The sequence below is a fragment of the Roseibium denhamense genome, assembly GCF_009711415.1.
Classification (GTDB): Bacteria; Pseudomonadota; Alphaproteobacteria; order Rhizobiales; family Stappiaceae; genus Roseibium; species Roseibium denhamense.
The window spans coordinates 1-18,489 of the sequence record NZ_SMLZ01000073.1 but is presented as its reverse complement, the minus strand read 5'-3'; the positions used below and the strand labels follow the sequence as shown (position 1 = coordinate 18,489).

General features: G+C 56.9%; 23 protein-coding genes. 15 read left to right on the top strand and 8 right to left on the bottom strand.

Annotation, left to right across the window (positions count from 1 at the left end; all coding sequences use genetic code 11):
- Window positions 1–232: 232 nt before the first annotated feature.
- Together E1180_RS00945 and E1180_RS00940 are read left to right on the top strand one after the other, a co-directional pair.
- The gene (locus tag E1180_RS00945; RefSeq protein WP_244313920.1) at window positions 233–1,327 is read left to right on the top strand and encodes an alcohol dehydrogenase family protein; all 1,095 of its coding nucleotides are present in this window, start codon (window positions 233–235) and stop codon (window positions 1,325–1,327) included.
- Entirely contained in the window at window positions 1,324–1,653 is a 330-nt protein-coding gene (locus tag E1180_RS00940; RefSeq protein ID WP_208996775.1) for an enolase-like domain-containing protein, read from the top strand. Before E1180_RS00945 ends, E1180_RS00940 begins: the two co-directional genes overlap by 4 nt.
- A 159-nt stretch (window positions 1,654–1,812) precedes the next feature.
- Here the strand turns inward: E1180_RS00940 and E1180_RS00935 are convergent, their stop codons facing one another.
- The 4 genes from E1180_RS00935 to E1180_RS00920 are packed head-to-tail and all read right to left on the bottom strand — an operon-like array spanning window position 1,813 to window position 5,719.
- Complete coding sequence (locus E1180_RS00935; RefSeq protein WP_244313919.1) at window positions 1,813–2,514, bottom strand: GntR family transcriptional regulator; 702 nt, start codon at window positions 2,512–2,514, stop codon at window positions 1,813–1,815.
- Complete coding sequence (locus tag E1180_RS00930) at window positions 2,492–3,370, bottom strand: DMT family transporter (RefSeq protein WP_155189208.1); 879 nt, start codon at window positions 3,368–3,370, stop codon at window positions 2,492–2,494. The genes E1180_RS00935 and E1180_RS00930 overlap by 23 nt, the downstream gene beginning before the upstream one ends.
- 3 nt (window positions 3,371–3,373) lie before the next feature.
- Window positions 3,374–4,531 (bottom strand): acetylornithine deacetylase, encoded by a 1,158-nt coding sequence (gene argE, locus E1180_RS00925; protein WP_155189207.1) that lies wholly within the window; start codon window positions 4,529–4,531, stop codon window positions 3,374–3,376.
- A 3-nt stretch (window positions 4,532–4,534) separates the two neighbouring features.
- Window positions 4,535–5,719: a M24 family metallopeptidase gene (locus tag E1180_RS00920; RefSeq protein ID WP_155189206.1), complete on the bottom strand. Its 1,185-nt coding sequence runs from the start codon at window positions 5,717–5,719 to the stop codon at window positions 4,535–4,537.
- 245 nt (window positions 5,720–5,964) lie between these two features.
- On the opposite strand from E1180_RS00920, the gene E1180_RS00915 reads away from it, so the two are divergent.
- From E1180_RS00915 to E1180_RS00865, 11 genes are all read left to right on the top strand, one after another.
- Window positions 5,965–6,801, top strand: coding sequence for a transporter substrate-binding domain-containing protein (locus E1180_RS00915; protein WP_155189205.1), 837 nt, complete (start codon window positions 5,965–5,967; stop codon window positions 6,799–6,801).
- Window positions 6,802–6,870: 69 nt separating this feature from the next.
- Window positions 6,871–7,536: an ectoine/hydroxyectoine ABC transporter permease subunit EhuC gene (gene ehuC, locus E1180_RS00910; protein ID WP_155189204.1), complete on the top strand. Its 666-nt coding sequence runs from the start codon at window positions 6,871–6,873 to the stop codon at window positions 7,534–7,536.
- A gap of 3 nt (window positions 7,537–7,539) precedes the next feature.
- Complete coding sequence (ehuD, locus tag E1180_RS00905; RefSeq protein WP_155189203.1) at window positions 7,540–8,205, top strand: ectoine/hydroxyectoine ABC transporter permease subunit EhuD; 666 nt, start codon at window positions 7,540–7,542, stop codon at window positions 8,203–8,205.
- Window positions 8,205–9,017, top strand: coding sequence for an ectoine/hydroxyectoine ABC transporter ATP-binding protein EhuA (ehuA, locus tag E1180_RS00900; protein ID WP_155189202.1), 813 nt, complete (start codon window positions 8,205–8,207; stop codon window positions 9,015–9,017). The genes ehuD and ehuA overlap by 1 nt, the downstream gene beginning before the upstream one ends.
- Window positions 9,018–9,020: 3 nt before the next feature.
- Window positions 9,021–10,028: a hydroxyectoine utilization dehydratase EutB gene (gene eutB / locus E1180_RS00895; protein ID WP_155189201.1), complete on the top strand. Its 1,008-nt coding sequence runs from the start codon at window positions 9,021–9,023 to the stop codon at window positions 10,026–10,028.
- Entirely contained in the window at window positions 10,018–11,004 is a 987-nt protein-coding gene (locus E1180_RS00890) for a cyclodeaminase (RefSeq protein ID WP_155189200.1), read from the top strand. Before eutB ends, E1180_RS00890 begins: the two co-directional genes overlap by 11 nt.
- A gap of 11 nt (window positions 11,005–11,015) precedes the next feature.
- A complete protein-coding gene (locus tag E1180_RS00885) occupies window positions 11,016–12,167 on the top strand; it encodes a M24 family metallopeptidase (RefSeq protein ID WP_155189199.1) in 1,152 nt (383 codons plus the stop codon).
- Window positions 12,167–12,760, top strand: a complete 594-nt coding sequence (locus E1180_RS00880; protein WP_155189198.1) for an Lrp/AsnC family transcriptional regulator — start codon at window positions 12,167–12,169, stop codon at window positions 12,758–12,760. Before E1180_RS00885 ends, E1180_RS00880 begins: the two co-directional genes overlap by 1 nt.
- Before the next feature lie 540 nt (window positions 12,761–13,300).
- Complete coding sequence (locus tag E1180_RS00875) at window positions 13,301–13,441, top strand: hypothetical protein (RefSeq protein ID WP_155189197.1); 141 nt, start codon at window positions 13,301–13,303, stop codon at window positions 13,439–13,441.
- A 165-nt stretch (window positions 13,442–13,606) separates the two neighbouring features.
- Window positions 13,607–13,894: a hypothetical protein gene (locus E1180_RS00870; protein ID WP_155189196.1), complete on the top strand. Its 288-nt coding sequence runs from the start codon at window positions 13,607–13,609 to the stop codon at window positions 13,892–13,894.
- Complete coding sequence (locus E1180_RS00865) at window positions 13,851–14,363, top strand: DUF6065 family protein (RefSeq protein ID WP_244313918.1); 513 nt, start codon at window positions 13,851–13,853, stop codon at window positions 14,361–14,363. The genes E1180_RS00870 and E1180_RS00865 overlap by 44 nt, the downstream gene beginning before the upstream one ends.
- 253 nt (window positions 14,364–14,616) lie before the next feature.
- On the opposite strand, the gene E1180_RS00860 is transcribed toward E1180_RS00865, so the two are convergent.
- Together E1180_RS00860 and E1180_RS00855 are read right to left on the bottom strand one after the other, a co-directional pair.
- A complete protein-coding gene (locus tag E1180_RS00860) occupies window positions 14,617–15,258 on the bottom strand; it encodes an MSMEG_1061 family FMN-dependent PPOX-type flavoprotein (RefSeq protein ID WP_155189194.1) in 642 nt (213 codons plus the stop codon).
- Window positions 15,259–15,267: 9 nt separating this feature from the next.
- Window positions 15,268–15,543 carry a DUF4242 domain-containing protein gene (locus E1180_RS00855; protein ID WP_155189193.1) on the bottom strand — a complete coding sequence of 92 codons (276 nt, stop codon included), beginning with the start codon at window positions 15,541–15,543 and terminating at the stop codon, window positions 15,268–15,270.
- A gap of 127 nt (window positions 15,544–15,670) precedes the next feature.
- Between E1180_RS00855 and E1180_RS00850 the strand changes: the two genes are divergently transcribed.
- Window positions 15,671–16,390: a winged helix-turn-helix transcriptional regulator gene (locus tag E1180_RS00850; protein ID WP_155189192.1), complete on the top strand. Its 720-nt coding sequence runs from the start codon at window positions 15,671–15,673 to the stop codon at window positions 16,388–16,390.
- Window positions 16,391–17,038: 648 nt separating this feature from the next.
- Here the strand turns inward: E1180_RS00850 and E1180_RS00845 are convergent.
- Both E1180_RS00845 and E1180_RS00840 read right to left on the bottom strand, forming a co-directional pair.
- On the bottom strand, window positions 17,039–17,611 hold the full coding sequence (locus E1180_RS00845) for a sarcosine oxidase subunit gamma (protein ID WP_208996773.1): 573 nt from the start codon (window positions 17,609–17,611) through the stop codon (window positions 17,039–17,041).
- Window positions 17,604–17,906, bottom strand: a complete 303-nt coding sequence (locus tag E1180_RS00840) for a glycine cleavage T C-terminal barrel domain-containing protein (RefSeq protein ID WP_208996771.1) — start codon at window positions 17,904–17,906, stop codon at window positions 17,604–17,606. Before E1180_RS00840 ends, E1180_RS00845 begins: the two co-directional genes overlap by 8 nt.
- A 58-nt stretch (window positions 17,907–17,964) precedes the next feature.
- Between E1180_RS00840 and E1180_RS00835 the strand changes: the two genes are divergently transcribed.
- Window positions 17,965–18,285, top strand: a complete 321-nt coding sequence (locus E1180_RS00835) for a cation efflux transmembrane domain-containing protein (protein WP_283404731.1) — start codon at window positions 17,965–17,967, stop codon at window positions 18,283–18,285.
- Window positions 18,286–18,489 lie beyond the last annotated feature (204 nt).

Sequence of the window (18,489 nt, the reverse complement as noted above, 5' to 3'; positions counted from 1 at the left end):
GCGGCGAGAACGAATTTCCTCTCTGCGGACAAAGCACCACTCCGCTGCGGTTGCACCAAGGTCCGCTTCTGTCGAGAAGCTATGGGATTAGAGGATCGGGATGTAGGCCTTCGGCGCGAAAGCGACGAATAGTTCTGCAGAGATGTCGGAAACTTATAATGGCAATATCACACCCTTGCTATGATGGTTCGGCTAAACCAGCGTATTTCGCTTTATGATTGGAAGAATTTTGATGCGACCAGATACAATGCATGCGGTTTTATTGACTGGTCACGGCGGCATGGAAAAGTTGGACTACCGCACGGATGTGCTCATACCGCAGCCAAAACCTGGGGAGTTACTGATCCAGATTGCTGCGGCAGGTATCAACAACACGGATATCAATACCCGTATTGGCTGGTATTCGAAGGCGGTGAACGAGGGTACTGAAACCGGCGGCGCAATTGGCTTTGACAGTGTGGACGATGATGACGCTAGCTGGTCAGGCACGCCATTGGCCTTCCCGCGCATCCAAGGTGCCGATGTTTGCGGCCATGTTGTGGCTGTTGGTGACGGGGTCAGCGACACCCGTATCGGAGAACGGGTCTTGGTCCGTAATATGTTGCGCACTTACGTTGATTTTCGCCCCTATGAATGTTGGACGATTGGCAGTGAATGCGATGGCGGATTTGCCCAATTTGCGGTGGCCCCAGCGATCGAAACTCATGCGGTCGCTTGCAACTGGACTGACGCTGAACTCGCCTCTGTGCCTTGCGCCTATTCGACAGCTGAAAACATGCTGCATCGCGCAAATGTGGGCGCAGAACGGGTATTGGTGACTGGGGCATCCGGTGGTGTCGGGTCCGCCGCTGTTCAGCTGGCCAAACGACGCGGCGCTGAGGTGACTGCGTTGTCATCGGCCTCCAAGACGGCCGAGGTGATGGCGCTTGGCGCGGACCGTGTGATTGACCGTAGTGTCGACCTAGTCGCTGAACTGGGGGCTGGGTCCATGGATGTGGTGATCGACCTTGTCGCAGGCGATCAGTGGTCATCGTTTCTGGATGTGCTCCGTCGTGGCGGGCGTTATGTCACTGCCGGAGCCATTGCAGGACCACTGGCACAAATCGACGTGCGCACGCTTTACCTCAAAGACCTAACGCTCTTTGGCTGCACCTTTCAGGAAGACGAAGTGTTCACCAATCTTATCCGCTATATCGAGGCAGGTGAAATCCGTCCGGTTGTTGCGCGGACTTATCCACTGCGCGATATCGCTCTTGCCCAGGCAGATTTTCTGGCCAAAGAACATACTGGAAAACTCGTTCTGATCCCGCCACCGGTGACGACATGAAGATTGCAAAAATAGAGCTATACCAAGTCGATCTGCCTTATTCAGGCGGTGTTTATTTGCTATCGGGTGGACGGGAATACTCTAGTTTCGACGCCTCGATCGTGCGCATTGTCACGGATGATGGCACCGATGGGTGGGGCGAAAGTACGCCATTTGGATCGAGCTATATTGCTGCCCACGCCCTCGGCACCCGTGCAGGCATCGCAGAAATTGCACCGTATCTGTTGGGGCGCGATCCGCGCCAGGTGGACCGTCCCATCGTCCCTCCAGTATGCGCGAAGGGTGCACGCCGATCATCTCTGTCCCTCGGAATTCGGAACAGGTAATCGTGCCGCGGATTTCGCGACCTGTGCCTCCCTGTGAGAACGATGGCAGATACTGCCAGTGTTTAAGACCAAATGTCGTTTGACTAGCAGAAAAAACACCTGCGTAAAGGTGCTGTCACAGCGGATTGTTCTGCACCCAATTGGATGCGCACAACGATGTCATTGTTGCATCCTCGTGAAACTCATCGAAATATGCGCGCGTTGGATAAGCGCGGCAGCCTGCATGTCGCCGAGTTCAATGGCCGCCATGATGTCGTCGATCTCGCGGTCGAATACGCGCACCTCTTCGTCCAGATCGATTTTCGATGCAAAGACGGATTTCAACCAGATGCGCGTGGTTTGGAAATAGAGCCTTTCCGAGATGTCGCGCAGCGGGTCGTTGTCGGTCAATTGCAGAAGCGCCTGAAAAAAATCCATATTCAGTTGAGCAAACGCACGCGGCTCCGCCCCGTCAATCAAGGCCTTTGAGCGCGCGGACAGGGTTTGGAATTCGACCAAAAGGGTGGCGTCAGGCGCTCTGGGGGACAACTTGCCTGTCAGCTCCGCCAGTTCCATGCGCAGCCGATATGTTTGCTCCAGCTCGTTTATATCGGCGTCGGTTACAAAAGTGCCAACCCCGTGTACAGATTGTAACAATCCCTCTCCCTCAAGCCGAACCAACACTCGCCTGAGCGGTGTTCGGGACACGCCAAATTCTTCGGCCAGTTCTATTTCCGACAAGCGCATTCCGGGCGCATAGTCGTGCAGGCAAATCCGGTTTCGAATCTCATTGTGCATGCGCTCGAATCGGTCGCGTGCCTTGAATTCCGAGTTGTCTGGCATGGGAATGTTCACAGTGTCAGTCCTTGGATTGTCGTACAATATAGACCCCTGCGAGACAGAGAACAAAGCCGAATGCAATGCGCCAGGTGACGGGTTCTCCCAAAATCAACCAGGCCAGCGCAATGGCCAGCGGCGTGACCAGATACAGCAGTGTGGACACGCGCGTTGCGTCGCCACGCTGTACAAGTGCAACATAGAGGCTGATGGAAATCAGGGAATTGGCAACCACCAGATAGGCCAGCGACAGGATCAGATCCGGGTGCCAGGTAACTTCCATCGTTTCCGTGGCAAATGCAACGGGCAGCATCACGGCAAAGCCCACCACATATTGGACCGCACCGCCCAGCACCGGGTCGCTGCGTCGACCATGCAGTTTTTCCAGCAGGGTGGCAGCGGTCAGGCCGAACAGTGCGCTCACCGCCAGAAGCCCCGCAGTCAGAGGTACGGTGCTGGTTCGGTCAAAGACGCCGATTGCTACCCCGGCAAACCCCAGCGCCAGACCGAGCCACATCACCGGCTTGCCGCGCGCCTCTCCGACCAAGGGCGAGAGGGCGGCGACCAGCGCGGGTTGCAAAGCCATTACGATGGCAGTGATGCCCGCGCCCAGCCCTTGTTTCATCGCCAGATAGGCCAGCCCGAAGTAGACGCATTGAATGAGAAAGCCGCTGAGAATCATCGCCCGCCAATGCGCAGGCTCCCTTGGCAAGGCGGGACGAAACAAGGCCAGGAGCGGCAAAAGGCACAATGCGGCCAATCCATAACGGATCGCCAGCATGGTCATCGGCTCGATATAGGGCAGGCCCAGTTTGGCAAAACTGTAACCACCTGCCCAGAACAGCACGAACAGAACCGGCGCGCCCGTCCAGAAAACCGAAACCGCGCGCGCCGTGGTCATAGGTTACACCAATTTCGCGGATAACCGCCCGAGCATTTCCAGGCACTGGGCCATCTGATCGACCGACACGTATTCGTCCGGCTTATGCGCCTGATTGATAGAGCCGGGGCCGCAGACAACAACACTCATGCCCAACCCCTGGAAAATACCCGCCTCGGTGCCGAAGGGAACCACATCGGCCCCATTGGCCCCGGTCAGCTCCATCACCAAATCGCGGGCCTCGTTGTCGTCCATCGGTTCAAGCCCGTCGACCTCGCCAATCACTTCGATCTCGATACCTGCATCGGGATGGCTGGCTTGCATGGCCGGGATCAGGTTATGGGCGCAGAACCGGTGCAACTCGTCTTTGACGTAATCCGCATCGCTCATCTGGACCGGTCGCATTTCCCATTCCACGCGCGCCTTCCCGGGGATCACGTTATGCGCAACGCCTCCCACCAACGCACCTGTGTTGATCGTGGTCCAGGGCGGCTCGAATCGCGAATTGGCCGGTGCCCGCCCTTGCAGATCCGCCTTCAGCTCCAGCAGTTTCGAGACATAGCGCACCGCATATTCCACCGCGTTCACGCCACGGTCGGGGCCGGAACCATGCCCCTCAAGCCCGGTGAAATGGGTGGTGTATTCATAGCAGCCCTTGTGACCTTCGATGATTCGCATGGAGGTGGGCTCACCAATGATCGCCACCGCGGGATTGATACCTTTCTCGCGCAGGGTCTCGGCCAGCGCGCGGGCACCAAAGCAGCCGATTTCCTCGTCATAGGTAAAGGCAAAATGCACCGGGCGCTGCAGATCGAGCTGCGCGTACTTCGGGGCCATGGCCACGGCAGCGGCGATAAAACCTTTCATGTCGCATGTTCCGCGCCCGAACCACTTGTCGTCCCGCTCCTCCATCCTAAACGGTTCGGAGGACCAGTCCTGATCGGTCACCGGCACCACATCGGAATGCCCCGACAATACGATGCCGCCATCGCGATTTGGTCCCAATGTTGCAAAAAGATTGGCTTTGGTGCCCGTCTCATCATGCCAGATCTCAACCTCGGCCCCGCAGTCGGATAGTCGATCTGCGAGGTGTTTGATCATGTCGAGATTGCTGTCTGATGAGACCGTCGGGAAGCCGATCAGCTCCGCTAGCAGGCTCTTGGTATTTTCAAGGGCGTTCAATGCTTAATCCTTAACAAAGAGCTTGCGCTCGACATTGCACAAGGCTTCTGCGGGACCGTTTTCGGTGATCACGATGGTTTCGGTGGTCTCAAGACCCCAATCGTCTAACCAGAGGCCGGGCATGAAGTGGAAGGTCATACCGGGTTGCAGAACGGTCTCGTCAGTCGGGCGGATCGACACGGTGCGCTCGCCCCAGTCGGGCGGATAGCTGAGACCGATCGGATAGCCGCAGCGCCCGCCGCGGTTGATGCCCACCTTCGCCAGCTCACCATTCAGTGCGTTGGCGATGTCGCAGGCCCGATTGCCGGCGCTGGCGGCGTCAAGACCGGCTTCAAGCCCTGCGGTCAGGGCTTCGGAGGCATCCAGCATGGTCTGCGGCGGCTTGCCTAGGAAGATCGAACGGCACAGCGGTGCGTGGTAGCGACGATAGCAGCCCGACAGTTCAAAGAAGGTGCATTCGCCGGTTTTCATCTCGTTGCCGTTCCAGGTCAGGTGCGGCGCGGTGGCGTCAATACCCGACGGGGTCAGCGGGACGATGGCGGGATAGTCTCCCCAGGCATCCTCGACCCCGGTAATGCCGGCATGGAAAATCTCGGCGACAAGTTCGTTTTTGCGCAGGCCCGGCTCGGCCTTTTCCAGCGAGACGTTGATGATCTTCTCAGTGATGAGCGCAGCCTTGCGGATGAAATTCATCTCTTCGGCCGATTTCACGCCGCGCTGCCAGTTCACCAGAGCGGTTGCGTCGACCAGGGTAGCGTTGGGCAGTTCGGCGCCCAGCACCGCGTGGGCCTTGGCAGAGTAATAGTAGTTTTCCAGCTCGACTCCGATGCGCGCCTTGGAAAAACCCATCGAATCCAAGTGTTTGGCCAGATCCTCCATCGGGTGGCAAGAGGTGGATTGGATATAATGATCGGCGTATCCAAGCACCTTTTCGTCTTCCATCCACACGGTTCTGCGCGCCCCATTGGCGTCTTGCATCCGTCCCCACCACAGCGGGTCACCTTCCATGCTCAGAATCACGCCTTGGTGGACATAAAAGGACCAGCCGTCATACCCCGTCAGCCAGGCTTGATTCGACGGGTCCGTGGCAAACAGTACGTCGATACCGGCTGTCGCCATGGCTTGGCGGGTCTTGGCAAGCCGGCGATCATATTCAGCTTTGCTGAAGGGAGCGTGTTCAATCGGCATGGCATCCTCGAAAACTGTTGCTGGCGGAAAATGCTCACTAAGGTCATTTTGCCAACTTGTATACAAATAAGTTCTCTCTGAACTCTGTCGAATAATTATCAGTAAAAACTGGCCTGTCAAACGGCAAAAAATTACCATTTTCACCGTGAAACTGTTGACACAAAACTTTCTCATGTGTTGTTGTACACAACATGGGGTCGGACAAGCGCTCCTAAACAAAGTCATGTGTAAGGGAGGAAACACTCTTGAGTTTTGTCAAAACTGCTGCTGCCGCATTTGCCGCAGTTGCTATCAGCACTACCGCGACACTCGCCGGCCCGCTACAGGATCGGATTGATGGCGGTGAAACCATCCGCATCGGGTTCGCTAACGAAGTGCCCTGGGCCTATCCGGGCGAAGGAAACAAGCCGCTAGGTTTTGTGAATACTCACGTTCTGGGTGTGCTCAAAGAAATGGGATATGAGAATATCGAGCCTGTGGTGACCGATTGGGGTGGGCTTATTCCCGGCCTTCAGGCAAATCGTTTCGATATCATCACTGGCGGCATGTATATTCTCAATACTCGCTGCGAGAACGTGACCTTCTCAGAGCCCATGGCCAAGGTGTCAGACGCCTTCATTGTTCAAAAAGGCAATCCTGCAGGCGTGCAGTCGTACAAAGATATTCTCGAAAAAGACGCCACCATGGTAACCGGTGCAGGTTTCAACACGGTTGAGGCGGCGATCAAGGAAGGCATCCCTGAAAACAAAATCATGCAAGTGCCGGGGCCGACCGAAATTCTGGCTGCTGTTAGAGCTGGACGGGCTGATGCAGGAGCCGTGACCTTTTTTACGGCGCAGGCGTTGGCCAAAGAAAACCCTGAAATCGAAGTGACCGACCCAGGTGCGCTTCCGGACTGGACCCAAAACTGGGTAGGTATCGGATTCCGTCACGATGATGCCGATTTCACTGCCAAGTTCAACGAGGCACAGGCCAAGTACCTGGGCTCTGAGGCCATGCTCAACTCTGTTGCCGAATACGGCTACGACGAAAAGGTTCTGCCCAAGGGCGAAAAGACCGAGTGGGTTTGCGCCAACCGTTGATCCAAAAAGTTTCTAAGGCCGGTTCTGATTTGGGCCGGCCTTTTTTGGTTTCGCGGGGTGGGGGGAGATATGTCCTATACCGAATTTCTCGCCGAGTATGGTCCCCGGTTTCTGGATGGCCTCCAGGTAACGGCGATACAGTTTCTACTTGCAGCTGTACTGGCCGTTATGGTTTCGTTGGTCATGGGATTGGGCAAATTGTCTTCCAATCCGGCCCTGCGATGGCCAGCGGTGGCTTACATCGAGTTCTTTCGCGGATCGTCTCTTCTCGTCCAACTATTCTTGCTGTTTTACGTTTTGCCTCTGTTCGGGCTTACGTTCGACAAGTATGTCACCGGTTTCCTGGCGCTCGGCCTCAACCTGGGGGCTTATGGCGCGGAACTTGTGCGCGGCGGGATCCAGGCCGTGCCGAGGGGGCAATGGGAGGCAGCCTATTCACTCTCCATGTCTCCGGCAAAGAGAATGTGGCGGATAATATTGCCACAAGCGCTTTTGAACATGCTCCCGCCATGGGGCAATCTGATCATCGAATTGCTGAAAGGGACGGCTCTGGTCGCCTTGATTGCAGTCCCCGACCTTATGTTCGAAGCGCGTCAGATCAATGGATCGACTTTCCTGTCGGCGCAATCCTTCGGCACAGCTCTGATTATGTATTTTGTCTTCGCGAGATTCATCGTGACCCCCTTCATGCGCTGGCTTGAACGGTTCATGACGCGCAAGTTGGGGAGGGCCTGATCCATGGAATGGAATTGGGAATTCACCTGGGAAATTATGCCTCGAATGCTCGTTGCGACGGGCAATACGCTGATCGCTGCCGGGTTAGGTTATTCAATCGCCATCGTATTGGGTCTGTTTCTGGCGTTGGCGCAACGTACTCCCATTTCGCTGTTGACGTTGATTGTTCGCGAATTCGTGGAATTCATTCGCTCGACACCTCTCGTGCTGCAGATCTTCTTCGTCTATTACGTCGGGCCGCAATACGGAATCGATCTCAGTCCCTGGGTGGCTGGTATGATTGCAATTGGCCTGCACTATTCCGCCTATCTTTCTGAGGTATATCGCGGAGGAATAGAAAGTGTTCCCGTCGGGCAGTGGGAAGCATGTCGCTCTTTGTCCTTGTCCACGAGCGATACCTACTTCCGCATCATAATTCCACAGGCTTTGCCACCCTCGGTGGCCGGGATGGGGAATTACCTTGTGGGGATCTTTAAAGACACACCGATGCTTTCAGTGATTGGTGTCGCCGAGCTTATGCATGCCGCCAATGCAATTGGCGGACAACATTACCGCTACCTTGAGCCCTATACGATCGTCGGTGTCATCTTTCTGCTGATTTCGCTGCCATCGGCCGGTGTGATCCGCGTCTTTGAAACCTGGGTTCGCCGCAAACTGGGAATGATCTGATGGAAGACCTCTCGCAATACCCGCTGGAACTGCCGGAAAGTGACAAGCCGATGGTGCGGTTCCAGAACGTGACCAAACGTTACGGAGCACTCACGGTTCTGGACGACTTGAATCTGGACATTGCCGAGGGCGAGATGGTGTCGATCATCGGGCCTTCGGGATCAGGCAAGACCACTGTGCTGCGGATGCTGATGCTGGAACGTATTCAGGGCGGCGTGATTTATGTGGACGGCAAGCCGTTGACACACATGCAACAGCGCGGAAGACTTGTTCAAGCGTCTGAAAAATACCTGCGCCAGGCGCGCGAACCCGTCGGCATGTGCTTTCAGCATTTCAACCTGTTTCCTCATATGACCGCACTTCAGAACTGTATGGAGGGACCGGTTCAGGTGCTGGGGATGTCGAAAAAGAATGCCCGGGAACGTTCCGAAGAGTTGCTTGAACTGGTGGGGCTCATTGACAAGAAGGATCAGCACCCTTCGCGTTTGTCTGGTGGTCAGCAGCAACGTGTCGCGATCGCTCGTGCTCTCGCAATGCGCCCCAAGGTCTTGCTGTTGGACGAGGTGACATCGGCACTGGACCCCGAGGTCATCGGTGAAGTGACCGAAGTCATCAAAGGGCTCGTCTCAGCTCACAATCTCACGATTATGATGGTGACGCACCAGATGGGTTTTGCCCGGGAAATCTCGGACCGTGTCTGCTTCTTCTTCGGAGGCAAGATTGAGGAGCAAGGCGCTCCTGCAGACCTGTTCGATAACCCGCAGCGTGAACGCACGCAGCAGTTCCTCAGCGCAGTTAAATCAGCGGACTAAAAAATGAACTTCACCCTTGCGGACATTCTCTCCGCCCGCCACCGAATTCGGGGCGTGGCGGACAATACTCCCTTCATTCCGTCTCCTTTCATGTCGAAGGTGGCGGGGCATGACTTCCTGATGAAGATGGAGAACATGCAGCCCGTCGGCGCCTTCAAGCTGCGTGGTGCTATGTCGGCGGTGATGGCGTTACCGGATGATGTGCAAGGGGTGACCTGCTGTTCTACCGGCAATCACGGGCGCGGCGTGACTTTTGCGGCCAATAAGCGCGGCATGAAGGCGGTGATTTGCATGTCCAAATTGGTACCGCAGGCCAAGGTCGATGGCATCAAGGCGCTCGGTGCAGATGTACGCATAATCGGCGCCACGCAGGACGAAGCGATGCACGAAAGCCAGCGTCTGTGCGACGCCGAGGGACTGGTTGAGATTTCACCTTTTGACGATCCGCATGTGATCGGCGGTCAGGGAACCATCGGTTTTGAAATGCTCGAGGCGCGGCCCGATCTGGACATGATCCTGGTGCCGCTTTCCGGCGGCGGGCTGGCGGCAGGTGTTGCCACGGCGGCCAAGGCAATCAATCAGGACATCAAGGTCATTGGCATTACCATGGATCGCGGCGCGGCCATGTATGAAAGCATCCGCGCGGGCAAGCCGGTGGAATTACCGGAATATGCCTCGCTGGCAGACTCGCTGGGCGGCGGGATCGGGCTGGAGAACCGGCTCAGCTATCCGGTCTGCCGAGACCTGCTAGATGATACGATCCTGGTGACTGAGGACGAAATCCGCCACGCCATGCAGGTGATGTTTTTTGAGGATCGCATCGTGGCCGAGGGTGCCTCGGTCGTCGGGCAGGCGGCGTTGCTGGCTGGCAAACTGCCGCAACCGACTGGTCCTGTCGGCACGGTGATCACCGGGCGCAATCTGGACATGCCGACTTTTGCGAAAATCATGACCGGTCAGGACGTGATGATCGGGGACCTTGAAGTGAAAGGGAAGACCTATGGCGCATGATATTCAGATCGTGACCGAGGCCGAACTGAAAGAGGCCGTAAAGCTCGACCTCACCGCCGTTGACGTGGTTGAGCTGGCCTTCGCGGCGCTGGCCTCCGGCAAGGTGGTGATGCCGCCGATCCTGTCGTTGGACTTGCATGAGGCCAATGGTGAGGTCGACGTCAAAACCGCCTATATTCCGGGTTTTGATGGGTTCGCGATCAAGGTTTCGCCGGGCTTCTTCGACAACCCGAAGCTGGGTCTGCCTAGCCTCAATGGGTTGATGATCCTGTTCTCGGCCAAAACCGGGCTGGTGGAATCGCTTTTCCTCGACAATGGTTACCTGACCGACGTGCGCACTGCGGCAGCGGGCGCTGTCGCCGCCCGGCACCTGGCCCCGGAAACAGTGGAGACCGCAGGTGTGATCGGCACAGGCGTGCAGGCGCGACTGCAAATGATTGCCGCCCATTTGGTGCGCCCGTTCAAGCGGGTTCTGGTTTGCGGTCGTGACACCGAAAAGGCTGCCGCCTGCGCCGCAGATCTGTCGAATGCGCTCGGTATCGAGGCTGAGGTGATGGCGGAAGCAGCCGAACTCGTAGGTCAGTCGCAACTGGTGGTCACGACCACCCCCGCGCGTGAACCGGTACTTAAGGCCGAATGGCTGCATCCGGGGTTACACATCACCGCGATGGGTTCAGATCAGGCCGGCAAGAATGAGATCGACCCCGCCGCGCTGGTCACCGCAGACGCCTATATCTGCGACAGCGTCAGCCAGTGCGAGGTCTCAGGTGAGCTGGAGGCGGCCAAGGCCGCTGGACTCTGGGACAAGGGCACGCCTGCCGAGCTGGGCGAGGTAATCGCCGGCAGCAAATCGGGTCGCAGTTCGCCCGAGGCCGTGACCATCTGCGACCTCACCGGCACCGGCGCGCAGGACACCGCCATCGCCACCCATGTGCGCAAACATTTCGGCTCCGCCGGAACCGTTATTCAGGCATAAGGACTCCGCCGATGTTCAAGAACCCGTTTTCCGATGCGGAACTGGCCCGCCGCGCGTCTACCGTGCGGGCCGAGATGGCGACCCGCGGCCTTGACCTGATCGTTCTGGCCCAGCCTGAAAGTGTGTTCTACCTGACCGGGCTGGACCACTGGGGCTATTTTGCCCCCACATATTTGATTGTTCCCGCCGATGGCGAAATGGTGCTGGTCACCCGCGGCATGGAGTGGATCACAATCGGCAACCAGCTGCGCAACGCGCGTTTTGTAGGCCACGACGACAGCGAAAGTGCTCCCTTCGGCCTCACGCGCGAGCTGAGCCAGATCAGCCTTGCGGGCAAGAAGCTGGGGTTCGAGGTCGATACGCTGGGCATGAGCTATGGCGCCGGGCAGGAGATTTTTGAGCGGGTTGATGCTGGCGACTGGACCGATATCTCCGGCATGGTTGACCATATGCGCTGGGTGAAATCGCCCGAGGAAATGGAGCTGACCCGCCAGTCGGCAAAGATTTCCGACATCGGCATGCAGGCCGCCATCGCCGCCATCCATGACGGCGCGCGCGAGGTGGATGTCGTGGCTGAATGTGACGCTGCGATGATCCGGGCCGGTAGCAACCCTCCGGGCTTTGGCCCTTTCATCCGGCCCGAAGCGCGCATCAACGAACCCCACACAGTATGGGGCGACGGCACCTACAAGGCGGGCGAACGGGTGATGCTGGAGCTTTCCGGCTGCGTCAGCCGCTATCACGCACCTTTGGGGCGCCTTGTACATCTGGGATCGATCCGCGACGAAGACGCCGAAATGGCGGAAATCGTCGCCAAGGCCAGCGATGCCGTTCTGGACGCGTTGAAAGAGGGCACGACAGCGGGCGACGTGTTCGCTGCCAGCCAGGAAGTGCTGGACGGCGTGGGCATGCAGGATTTCTGGCGTCACCATTGCGGCTACATCGTAGGCATCGGCTTCCCGCCCGCCTGGACCGGCGGCAACAAGGTAACCGGCCTGCGCCCCGGCAGCGATCTGGTGATCCGCGAGGGCATGACCTTCCACCAGCTCAACTGGTTCTTTGACACCGGGCGCGGGGATTTCTTCGCGTCGAACTCGATCATGCTGGCGCCGGAGGGGCCCGAGCGTCTGACCCATACACCGATCGGCCCGACTGTGCTGTGATGCGGCTGGATGACCGTGATATTCAGATTCTGTCCGTTCTCACTCAGGACGGACGGGTCACCAAGGCGGCATTGGCCGACAGGATCGGCTTGTCCCCAACGTCCTGCTGGGAACGCCTGAAAAAGCTGGAGAAGGCCGGTCTGATCGAAGGGTATGGCGCGCGGATCAATCTCAAGAAGCTGGCACCGCATGTCACCGTCTTTGTTGCGGCCGAGATCGCTGATCACACCGCCGCAAGTTTCCGGGCGTTCGAAGCTGCGATGCAGAACTATGACGAGGTTGTCGCCTGCTGGGCGCTGGGTGGCGGGTTCGACTACCTTCTGCAAATTGTCACGCGCGACATCGATACCTATCAACGGCTGATCGATGAAATGCTGGATGCCAGCATCGGTATGTCCCGTTATTTCACTTATATCGTGACCAAGTCGGTCAAAGGACAAATGAGGCTGCCGATCGATATGCTGTTTTGTGATCAGCAAAACAGCTGGTGTGCCCCCATTGGGTGGTCCGGATTAATTTTTAGTGCATCGTCGGTCTCTGGTCTATCGGAACGATGCTTTCTGGCGCTGGGAGCGGACAGCTCGCGCGTCTGACATTATCCATACGGTCTGCCGCAAAAGCTGCTTGCTCAATACTCAAAGGGCAGAACGTCTTTTGTCGGAAGATGCCCCGATAGCGAAAAGCGAACACGTTGACCCAAGCAAATCGGGAGAGATCCATTAAACATCATTAATTTGTAATATCAAAATCTCCCTCCCAAATAAAAGTCGAGCAACAGCTGGACAGACCATTACCTGTGATTAGAAGCCGGGAGGCCTTAAAATGAAAAATGCAAAAAAACATCTACGCGCATACGGCGTCATTGCAATCGCCATAATCGCTTCAGCATTAATTTTGGAGATGTCTGGAGTACTTGGCACATCACAGGCATTGGCCTGCCCCACAGGCTGGAACTGCTGACAGCCAACGGCCGATATGACCGAGAGTTTGCGGGACATTTCGGACGGGTTCGCAAATACATTTGAGATCGCCGAGGTTCGAAAAGCCAACATCCCTCTCTTTGATCCCTTTTGAAAGCCTTACCAGCCCGCGTTGGAATCTTTCGACCAAGCCGAGACAAGAAAGAGAAACAGATGAAAACGGAACACCGGAAAATCGATAAACTGCCCACGGTCCGCAAGGCTGCTCCGACCGCCGTTGGGGCGTCCTACAACTTGATGCCGCGCGTTGTTCAAACGCCGGCCGGGCGCAGGATCATGCGGGATTGTTTCTAGCCTGGAAAAGCCGAACGGCCATGCAACGCAGTCAAACTGCGCTGCGGTCGTTTCGGTGTTCTGAGCATCCAGCTAAAGTGATGGCAGCTTGCAAGTCTCTCAAGACTCTCCCGTTCGATCAGCCACTCCCCATGATAGGGGAACTCCTGCAAAAACGAGATCCGAATGTCCGAGCACCTCATAAAGTTCTACAAAATGTTCGATGGTGTTCCGGCCATCATACCGGCCGACCCGTCAGCATATGGAAGCATGCCAACGGATGCGTTTCGCTATTGTGAGGCGATGCGCACCGCCTCTTCTTTCGGTTGGTACGTCTATCCGCCCAAAACGCTCACGCTGACGGTTAGCGAGGACATTGTCTATGCCTACCTGGAAGGTGAATGGGTTCTCGTTAAGAGCGAGTATCTGAATGACGGTTTCAAGAAGAAATTGGGAAAATCTTGCGCCGGATAATTTAAGGCGCCATTTCCCGGCGTTCCTCAGACCCGTCCCGTTGCCGGGCACCCTCCAGATCTTCACCGGCCATTTCGTGGAAACCGCGCCGGGGTGGAGTGTTCTGGTGCGTGCACCCGCGAACACTCCACGCGGCCCATTCCAGGTCTACGAAGGCATGGTGGAGACGGACGAATTCAAACCATGTCCCATTTTCGTGAATATCCGCATCACGGAAACAAACCGCGAAATTCGATTGCCCTTCAACGTTCCGCTTGCGCAGGTTCAACTTGTCCCCCGTCAGGTATACACAGAAGACCAAAAGCGGGTGGCCTACATCGAACAGGCCGAGAGTGTTTCTTCTGAGTTTCCCTGGGAACGGTTCACCGACACCGTGCACAGTGAACCGCATCCACGCGGGCGGTATGCGGTCGCGCGCCGCAAACGGGATCAGCGGAACCGCCAGCAACACCGGGAGCGGTTTAGGTAAAGGAAGCCGTGACCGCCTCACTGGATGTCCGTTTCGAGCAGTAAACTGATACCATCAATCTTCTCGCACTTCCGGGGATTGGAGCGGCCGAGCTGCCGACCCCATGAGGCATCCCCAAAGCGTCATCGCGGTTTCTCTAGGACTTCGCTTTTCGCGCGGGCCAGTTGTCGTGGTTCACGCAAGATGGATCCAGCTCAGGGGTACCGGTCAGCTATGGGCGGAAAGCGGTCGTTGGGCTAGTGGTTCATTCCGTTTAGTAAAGTCTATTCTGCCGATCTCGGACGACAACGGCGTCAACATCGGAGACCGCGTCATCAAGGCCGCCGTGTGTTTTGAGGAAAGTGCCCGCTGACGGCACGTCGGATACGTCGGGCCAGTCGTCTGCTTCCCACATGGCGGCGCGCACGAAAGCCTTGGGGCAATGGCTCATCACATGGTCGACTTCAACGAGGATCGCCAGATCGGGCGAGTGTCCTCGTACCTTCATCGCTGAAAGCAGATTGTCGTCACGAACAATTCGGGCTCGACCAGATATCCGCAGGCTGTCGCGATGCCCTGGAATGATGAAGTAGAGGCCGACGCCTAGGTCAACCAAGATGTTCTCAAAAGCATCGGCTCGGTTGTTGCCCAATCGATCGGGTAGCGCGATGACTTTGTCATTGAGGACTTTAACGAAGCCCGGTGGATCACCACGCGGTGTTGTGTCGATGCCGCCATCCGGTCGCCGTGTCGCCAAGATGACCATTGAGGAGGCCGCAATAAAGCGACGCGACAGGCCATCGACGTGGTCAATAGCCTTGTTGGCGACAAACCGTGACGGTGGCTGACGATGCTCTCGCAAACCTTGCTGAGTAGTGATTTCCTCGTCGACCGCTATTCCGAATACGTTGGGCATGGTTTGTCCTCAGGTGATTGCTGACGCTGGATCCATAACACGATCGACCTGATAAATGGCGGTGATCGGGATACCGCTGATCTCAGAGTGCTTTCGGATAGCGGCTTCGTCGTCAGCCAAGTACACGCAGAAGATCTTGTCTCCAGCGACATGGCTATGCTGCCATTGAACTGTTGGTGCCAGTTGGGCGAGTGCGGCATTAGAATTCTGAGCCGCTGCGACAGCTTCGCCGTCGTTCATGGAACCCGCGCCAGGAATGTCGCGTTCGATAACGTATTTCTTCATGATGTCCTCCTGATCCAATTTACGCCGCTCATGGAAGCGCAGAGATCCATCGCTAACTAGTTCAGTTTTCGAACTGGCTGTCCAAGCCATCGCTGGTAATGTGGCGAGGTGAACGGGAGGCGATACTATGAAGTCACGACCGCGCTACGGGCAGTACTGCCCGCTTTCGATGGCGACCGAGATCCTAGGAACCCGCTGGACGCTCTTGCTGTTGCGAGAGTTGCTGGAGGGCTCGACCCAGTTCAACGACATCGCTCGCGGCGTTCCTCTGATGTCGCGTAGTATGTTGTCTCAACGTCTCAAAGACCTTGAGCAAGTCGGCCTGCTCTCCAAAGAGGCTGAAGGGCCCGGCAAACCAACACATTACCGGCTCACTGAAGCAGGGCGATCCCTTGGACCTATTGTTCGCCATGTTGCTGAGTGGGGACAAGAATGGATCGACACAGAACCTTCGCTTGAGGATATCGATACCGATTTCCTGATGTGGGATGTGCGGCGCAACCTTCGATTACCCGACGACTTGCCTGCACGGTTCGTGCTTCATTTCTGTTTCCCTGACGGGCCTAAAGGTAAAACAGATCATTGGCTGGTAGTCGAACAAGGCGAGATAGATGTTTGCTACATCGATCCGGGGCATGAGATTGACGTCCATATTGAAGCAGGCGTGCAGGATTTCACGCGTGTTTGGATGGGTTGGCTTTCCCTCACCAAGGCCCGTGATGAGGGCAGGCTTCACGTCGATGGGCCACCAAAGTTCACGCGCAATATACCCGCCTGGCTAGGATTGAGCTCCGTCTCCTCCATTTCCAAACGGCCCGATGAACTCCTTGTGCTGCGCACAAGTTAGTCCGAAAGCTCATAGGTCGTTCTTGGGCGGAACCCCGACATTCGCCAACCCGCAGCATTCGGCAATTTGGGCTCGTTTGAGACAGTCATTGCGATCGGCACAAACGTCGGCTTCGGGCGGAATCACGACATTCGCTGCGGATCGCACGATAGGCCGAAACGAATAATTCAGCCGACCTGAGAATTGCGGCGCGGGGAGAGTGCTTTCATTTGCCGTGCCAGTCTTGTGCAGGGACTGCACCCGCTCTGCGGCGCAGGAGATATCGATGGCCGGGTTAGGCGCGATACAAAGCGTTTTGGCCATGATGGTCCGGTTCCAGACTGATCGTAGGATGGGCAATGGAAGACCCAGGGTAACGTATCATGATGACGGGCGCAGTCCTGTCCCTTGACCCCTGTCAATTTGATATTCGTTTTCGCTGGACCTCATCCAATGCAGCCTGTTTTATATCCGCCGGCCGCAAAGCACCGCGCACATCCTCCGGTTCGAACTGGCAGATGGGGTCGCCTGCGTTTCGGGGTTATTTTGAATGATTCCACGTCGATGTGATCAGCCTGAGGTCCAAACGAGAGGGCGTTGGCTTGGTCGGCGCCATTGTGCCAAGCCACATTCAGGATCGACTTTTCGAGCGCACCGCCCAAAGGGTGTTCAGGCAACTTCATAACCATATTGCGCGGCGCTGTCCGTGAGTTGTTCCCAGAGGAAGACTGCGAAGCTGCGCGGCAAAAGAAGGCTGATCCCCTGAGCATCCCGCCACAGCGTGACACCGACATGGTGGATCGCGGTTGAGGCGACGGACCCGAGTGGGAATGCCGTATCGGACAAGTTGAGCGGCAGGAAATGGTTCAACAAGTCAGCCGCTTTCGGGCCATGCAGCGTTAGCCAGGTTCTGGACGAGGACAGATCCAGCCCTGCACCCTTGTCGCCGGCCAATGAAAGCTGCTCCAGGTGCCCGTGCTGGCTGATCAGCCACCATTTCAACGGCTCCACCCGCATCAGGGTGGCTTGGGTTCCTTGAACGGCTTGTCCCGGCGATGGCACACGGTCACAGTCGGCAAGCACGGCTGCCACCCCGCCGACGTCCTGCAGGCAGTCCGGCCAGGCGGCAATCTGAAGAAGCGAGAATGATGTCACCTCGGAAATGGTTACGCCACTCCCATCGCTTGTTCCGACCTTTCCAAGCGACAGTTGCCCCTTCAAAGCGGATCTCCACTCAGCCATGCATTCTTTCTCCAGTGGGATCGAACATGTGCGGCGACACGATTTCAACGTCGACATTTCCCGAGCGAACCGGATCGGCGGCAACGGCCGGCCTCTCTTTCCAAGCCTCTGCACCGCCAGAGATATAGCCGATGCCAATCCAGTGCCCCAGTGCGGGTGAATGGGTCACACCCGTGATCCAGCCCTCCCCGAAGCCGGTGACGGCATCGGCATCGCATAAGAGGGAGCCGGCTTTGAAAGTCTGACTGCGTTCTCTGGGGAAGATACCCACCAGTTGCGGCCGGTCGGCCCTCATTCAGGGTGTGTTTCTGGGTTTGCTTGGTCTGGTTGTCGTTGGCAACACATTCTAGCGGGTGTTCGAGCAGCAGCCTATTGAAGCGCAGTTGATGGGAGTGTTTGCGCTCATTGCACTCGCTGTAAATGTTGCCGCTGCGCTTGTGCTTGTTCCTCATCGTGCCGGAGACGCAAATGTTCGGGCGGTTTGGCTGTTTTCTCGCAATGACGCAATTGGAAATGCAGCGGTCGTTGTAGCGGCGTTTTTGGTGGTACTAACAGGCACGGCGTGGCCGGATCTGGTTGTCGCCTTTGGGATTGCCGCCCTCTTCCTTCACTCCTCGTTTGTTATCGTGCGCGACGCGCTCCGGGATATGAGTGATCATCGACGGATGGTTTAGACGCTGCTCCCATACCGTGCCAACCAGACACATTTTGGTCATTCGCCGCATGTCGTACCAACGGCGGCAAAGGGCCGGTCTCTTCCATTTGGTCAAAGGTCCGAAAGGTCCGCACTGCCGGCATTTGTTCCATCTGCAGAGAACGTCCGTTATTCGCCCTTTGTTATCTTTGCGCTGGCTAAACACCGAGACCGACCGACACTT

Coding starts and splice junctions, on each gene's coding strand:
- E1180_RS00945 (WP_244313920.1), top strand. CDS start 233: ATGCGACCAGATACAATGCATGCGGTTTTATTGACTGGTCACGGCGGC.
- E1180_RS00940 (WP_208996775.1), top strand. CDS start 1,324: ATGAAGATTGCAAAAATAGAGCTATACCAAGTCGATCTGCCTTATTCA.
- E1180_RS00930 (WP_155189208.1), bottom strand. CDS start 3,370: ATGACCACGGCGCGCGCGGTTTCGGTTTTCTGGACGGGCGCGCCGGTT.
- E1180_RS00920 (WP_155189206.1), bottom strand. CDS start 5,719: ATGCCGATTGAACACGCTCCCTTCAGCAAAGCTGAATATGATCGCCGG.
- ehuC (WP_155189204.1), top strand. CDS start 6,871: ATGTCCTATACCGAATTTCTCGCCGAGTATGGTCCCCGGTTTCTGGAT.
- ehuD (WP_155189203.1), top strand. CDS start 7,540: ATGGAATGGAATTGGGAATTCACCTGGGAAATTATGCCTCGAATGCTC.
- ehuA (WP_155189202.1), top strand. CDS start 8,205: ATGGAAGACCTCTCGCAATACCCGCTGGAACTGCCGGAAAGTGACAAG.
- eutB (WP_155189201.1), top strand. CDS start 9,021: ATGAACTTCACCCTTGCGGACATTCTCTCCGCCCGCCACCGAATTCGG.
- E1180_RS00890 (WP_155189200.1), top strand. CDS start 10,018: ATGGCGCATGATATTCAGATCGTGACCGAGGCCGAACTGAAAGAGGCC.
- E1180_RS00885 (WP_155189199.1), top strand. CDS start 11,016: ATGTTCAAGAACCCGTTTTCCGATGCGGAACTGGCCCGCCGCGCGTCT.
- E1180_RS00880 (WP_155189198.1), top strand. CDS start 12,167: ATGCGGCTGGATGACCGTGATATTCAGATTCTGTCCGTTCTCACTCAG.
- E1180_RS00875 (WP_155189197.1), top strand. CDS start 13,301: ATGAAAACGGAACACCGGAAAATCGATAAACTGCCCACGGTCCGCAAG.
- E1180_RS00870 (WP_155189196.1), top strand. CDS start 13,607: ATGTCCGAGCACCTCATAAAGTTCTACAAAATGTTCGATGGTGTTCCG.
- E1180_RS00865 (WP_244313918.1), top strand. CDS start 13,851: ATGACGGTTTCAAGAAGAAATTGGGAAAATCTTGCGCCGGATAATTTA.
- E1180_RS00860 (WP_155189194.1), bottom strand. CDS start 15,258: ATGCCCAACGTATTCGGAATAGCGGTCGACGAGGAAATCACTACTCAG.
- E1180_RS00855 (WP_155189193.1), bottom strand. CDS start 15,543: ATGAAGAAATACGTTATCGAACGCGACATTCCTGGCGCGGGTTCCATG.
- E1180_RS00850 (WP_155189192.1), top strand. CDS start 15,671: ATGAAGTCACGACCGCGCTACGGGCAGTACTGCCCGCTTTCGATGGCG.
- E1180_RS00845 (WP_208996773.1), bottom strand. CDS start 17,611: ATGGCTGAGTGGAGATCCGCTTTGAAGGGGCAACTGTCGCTTGGAAAG.
- E1180_RS00840 (WP_208996771.1), bottom strand. CDS start 17,906: ATGAGGGCCGACCGGCCGCAACTGGTGGGTATCTTCCCCAGAGAACGC.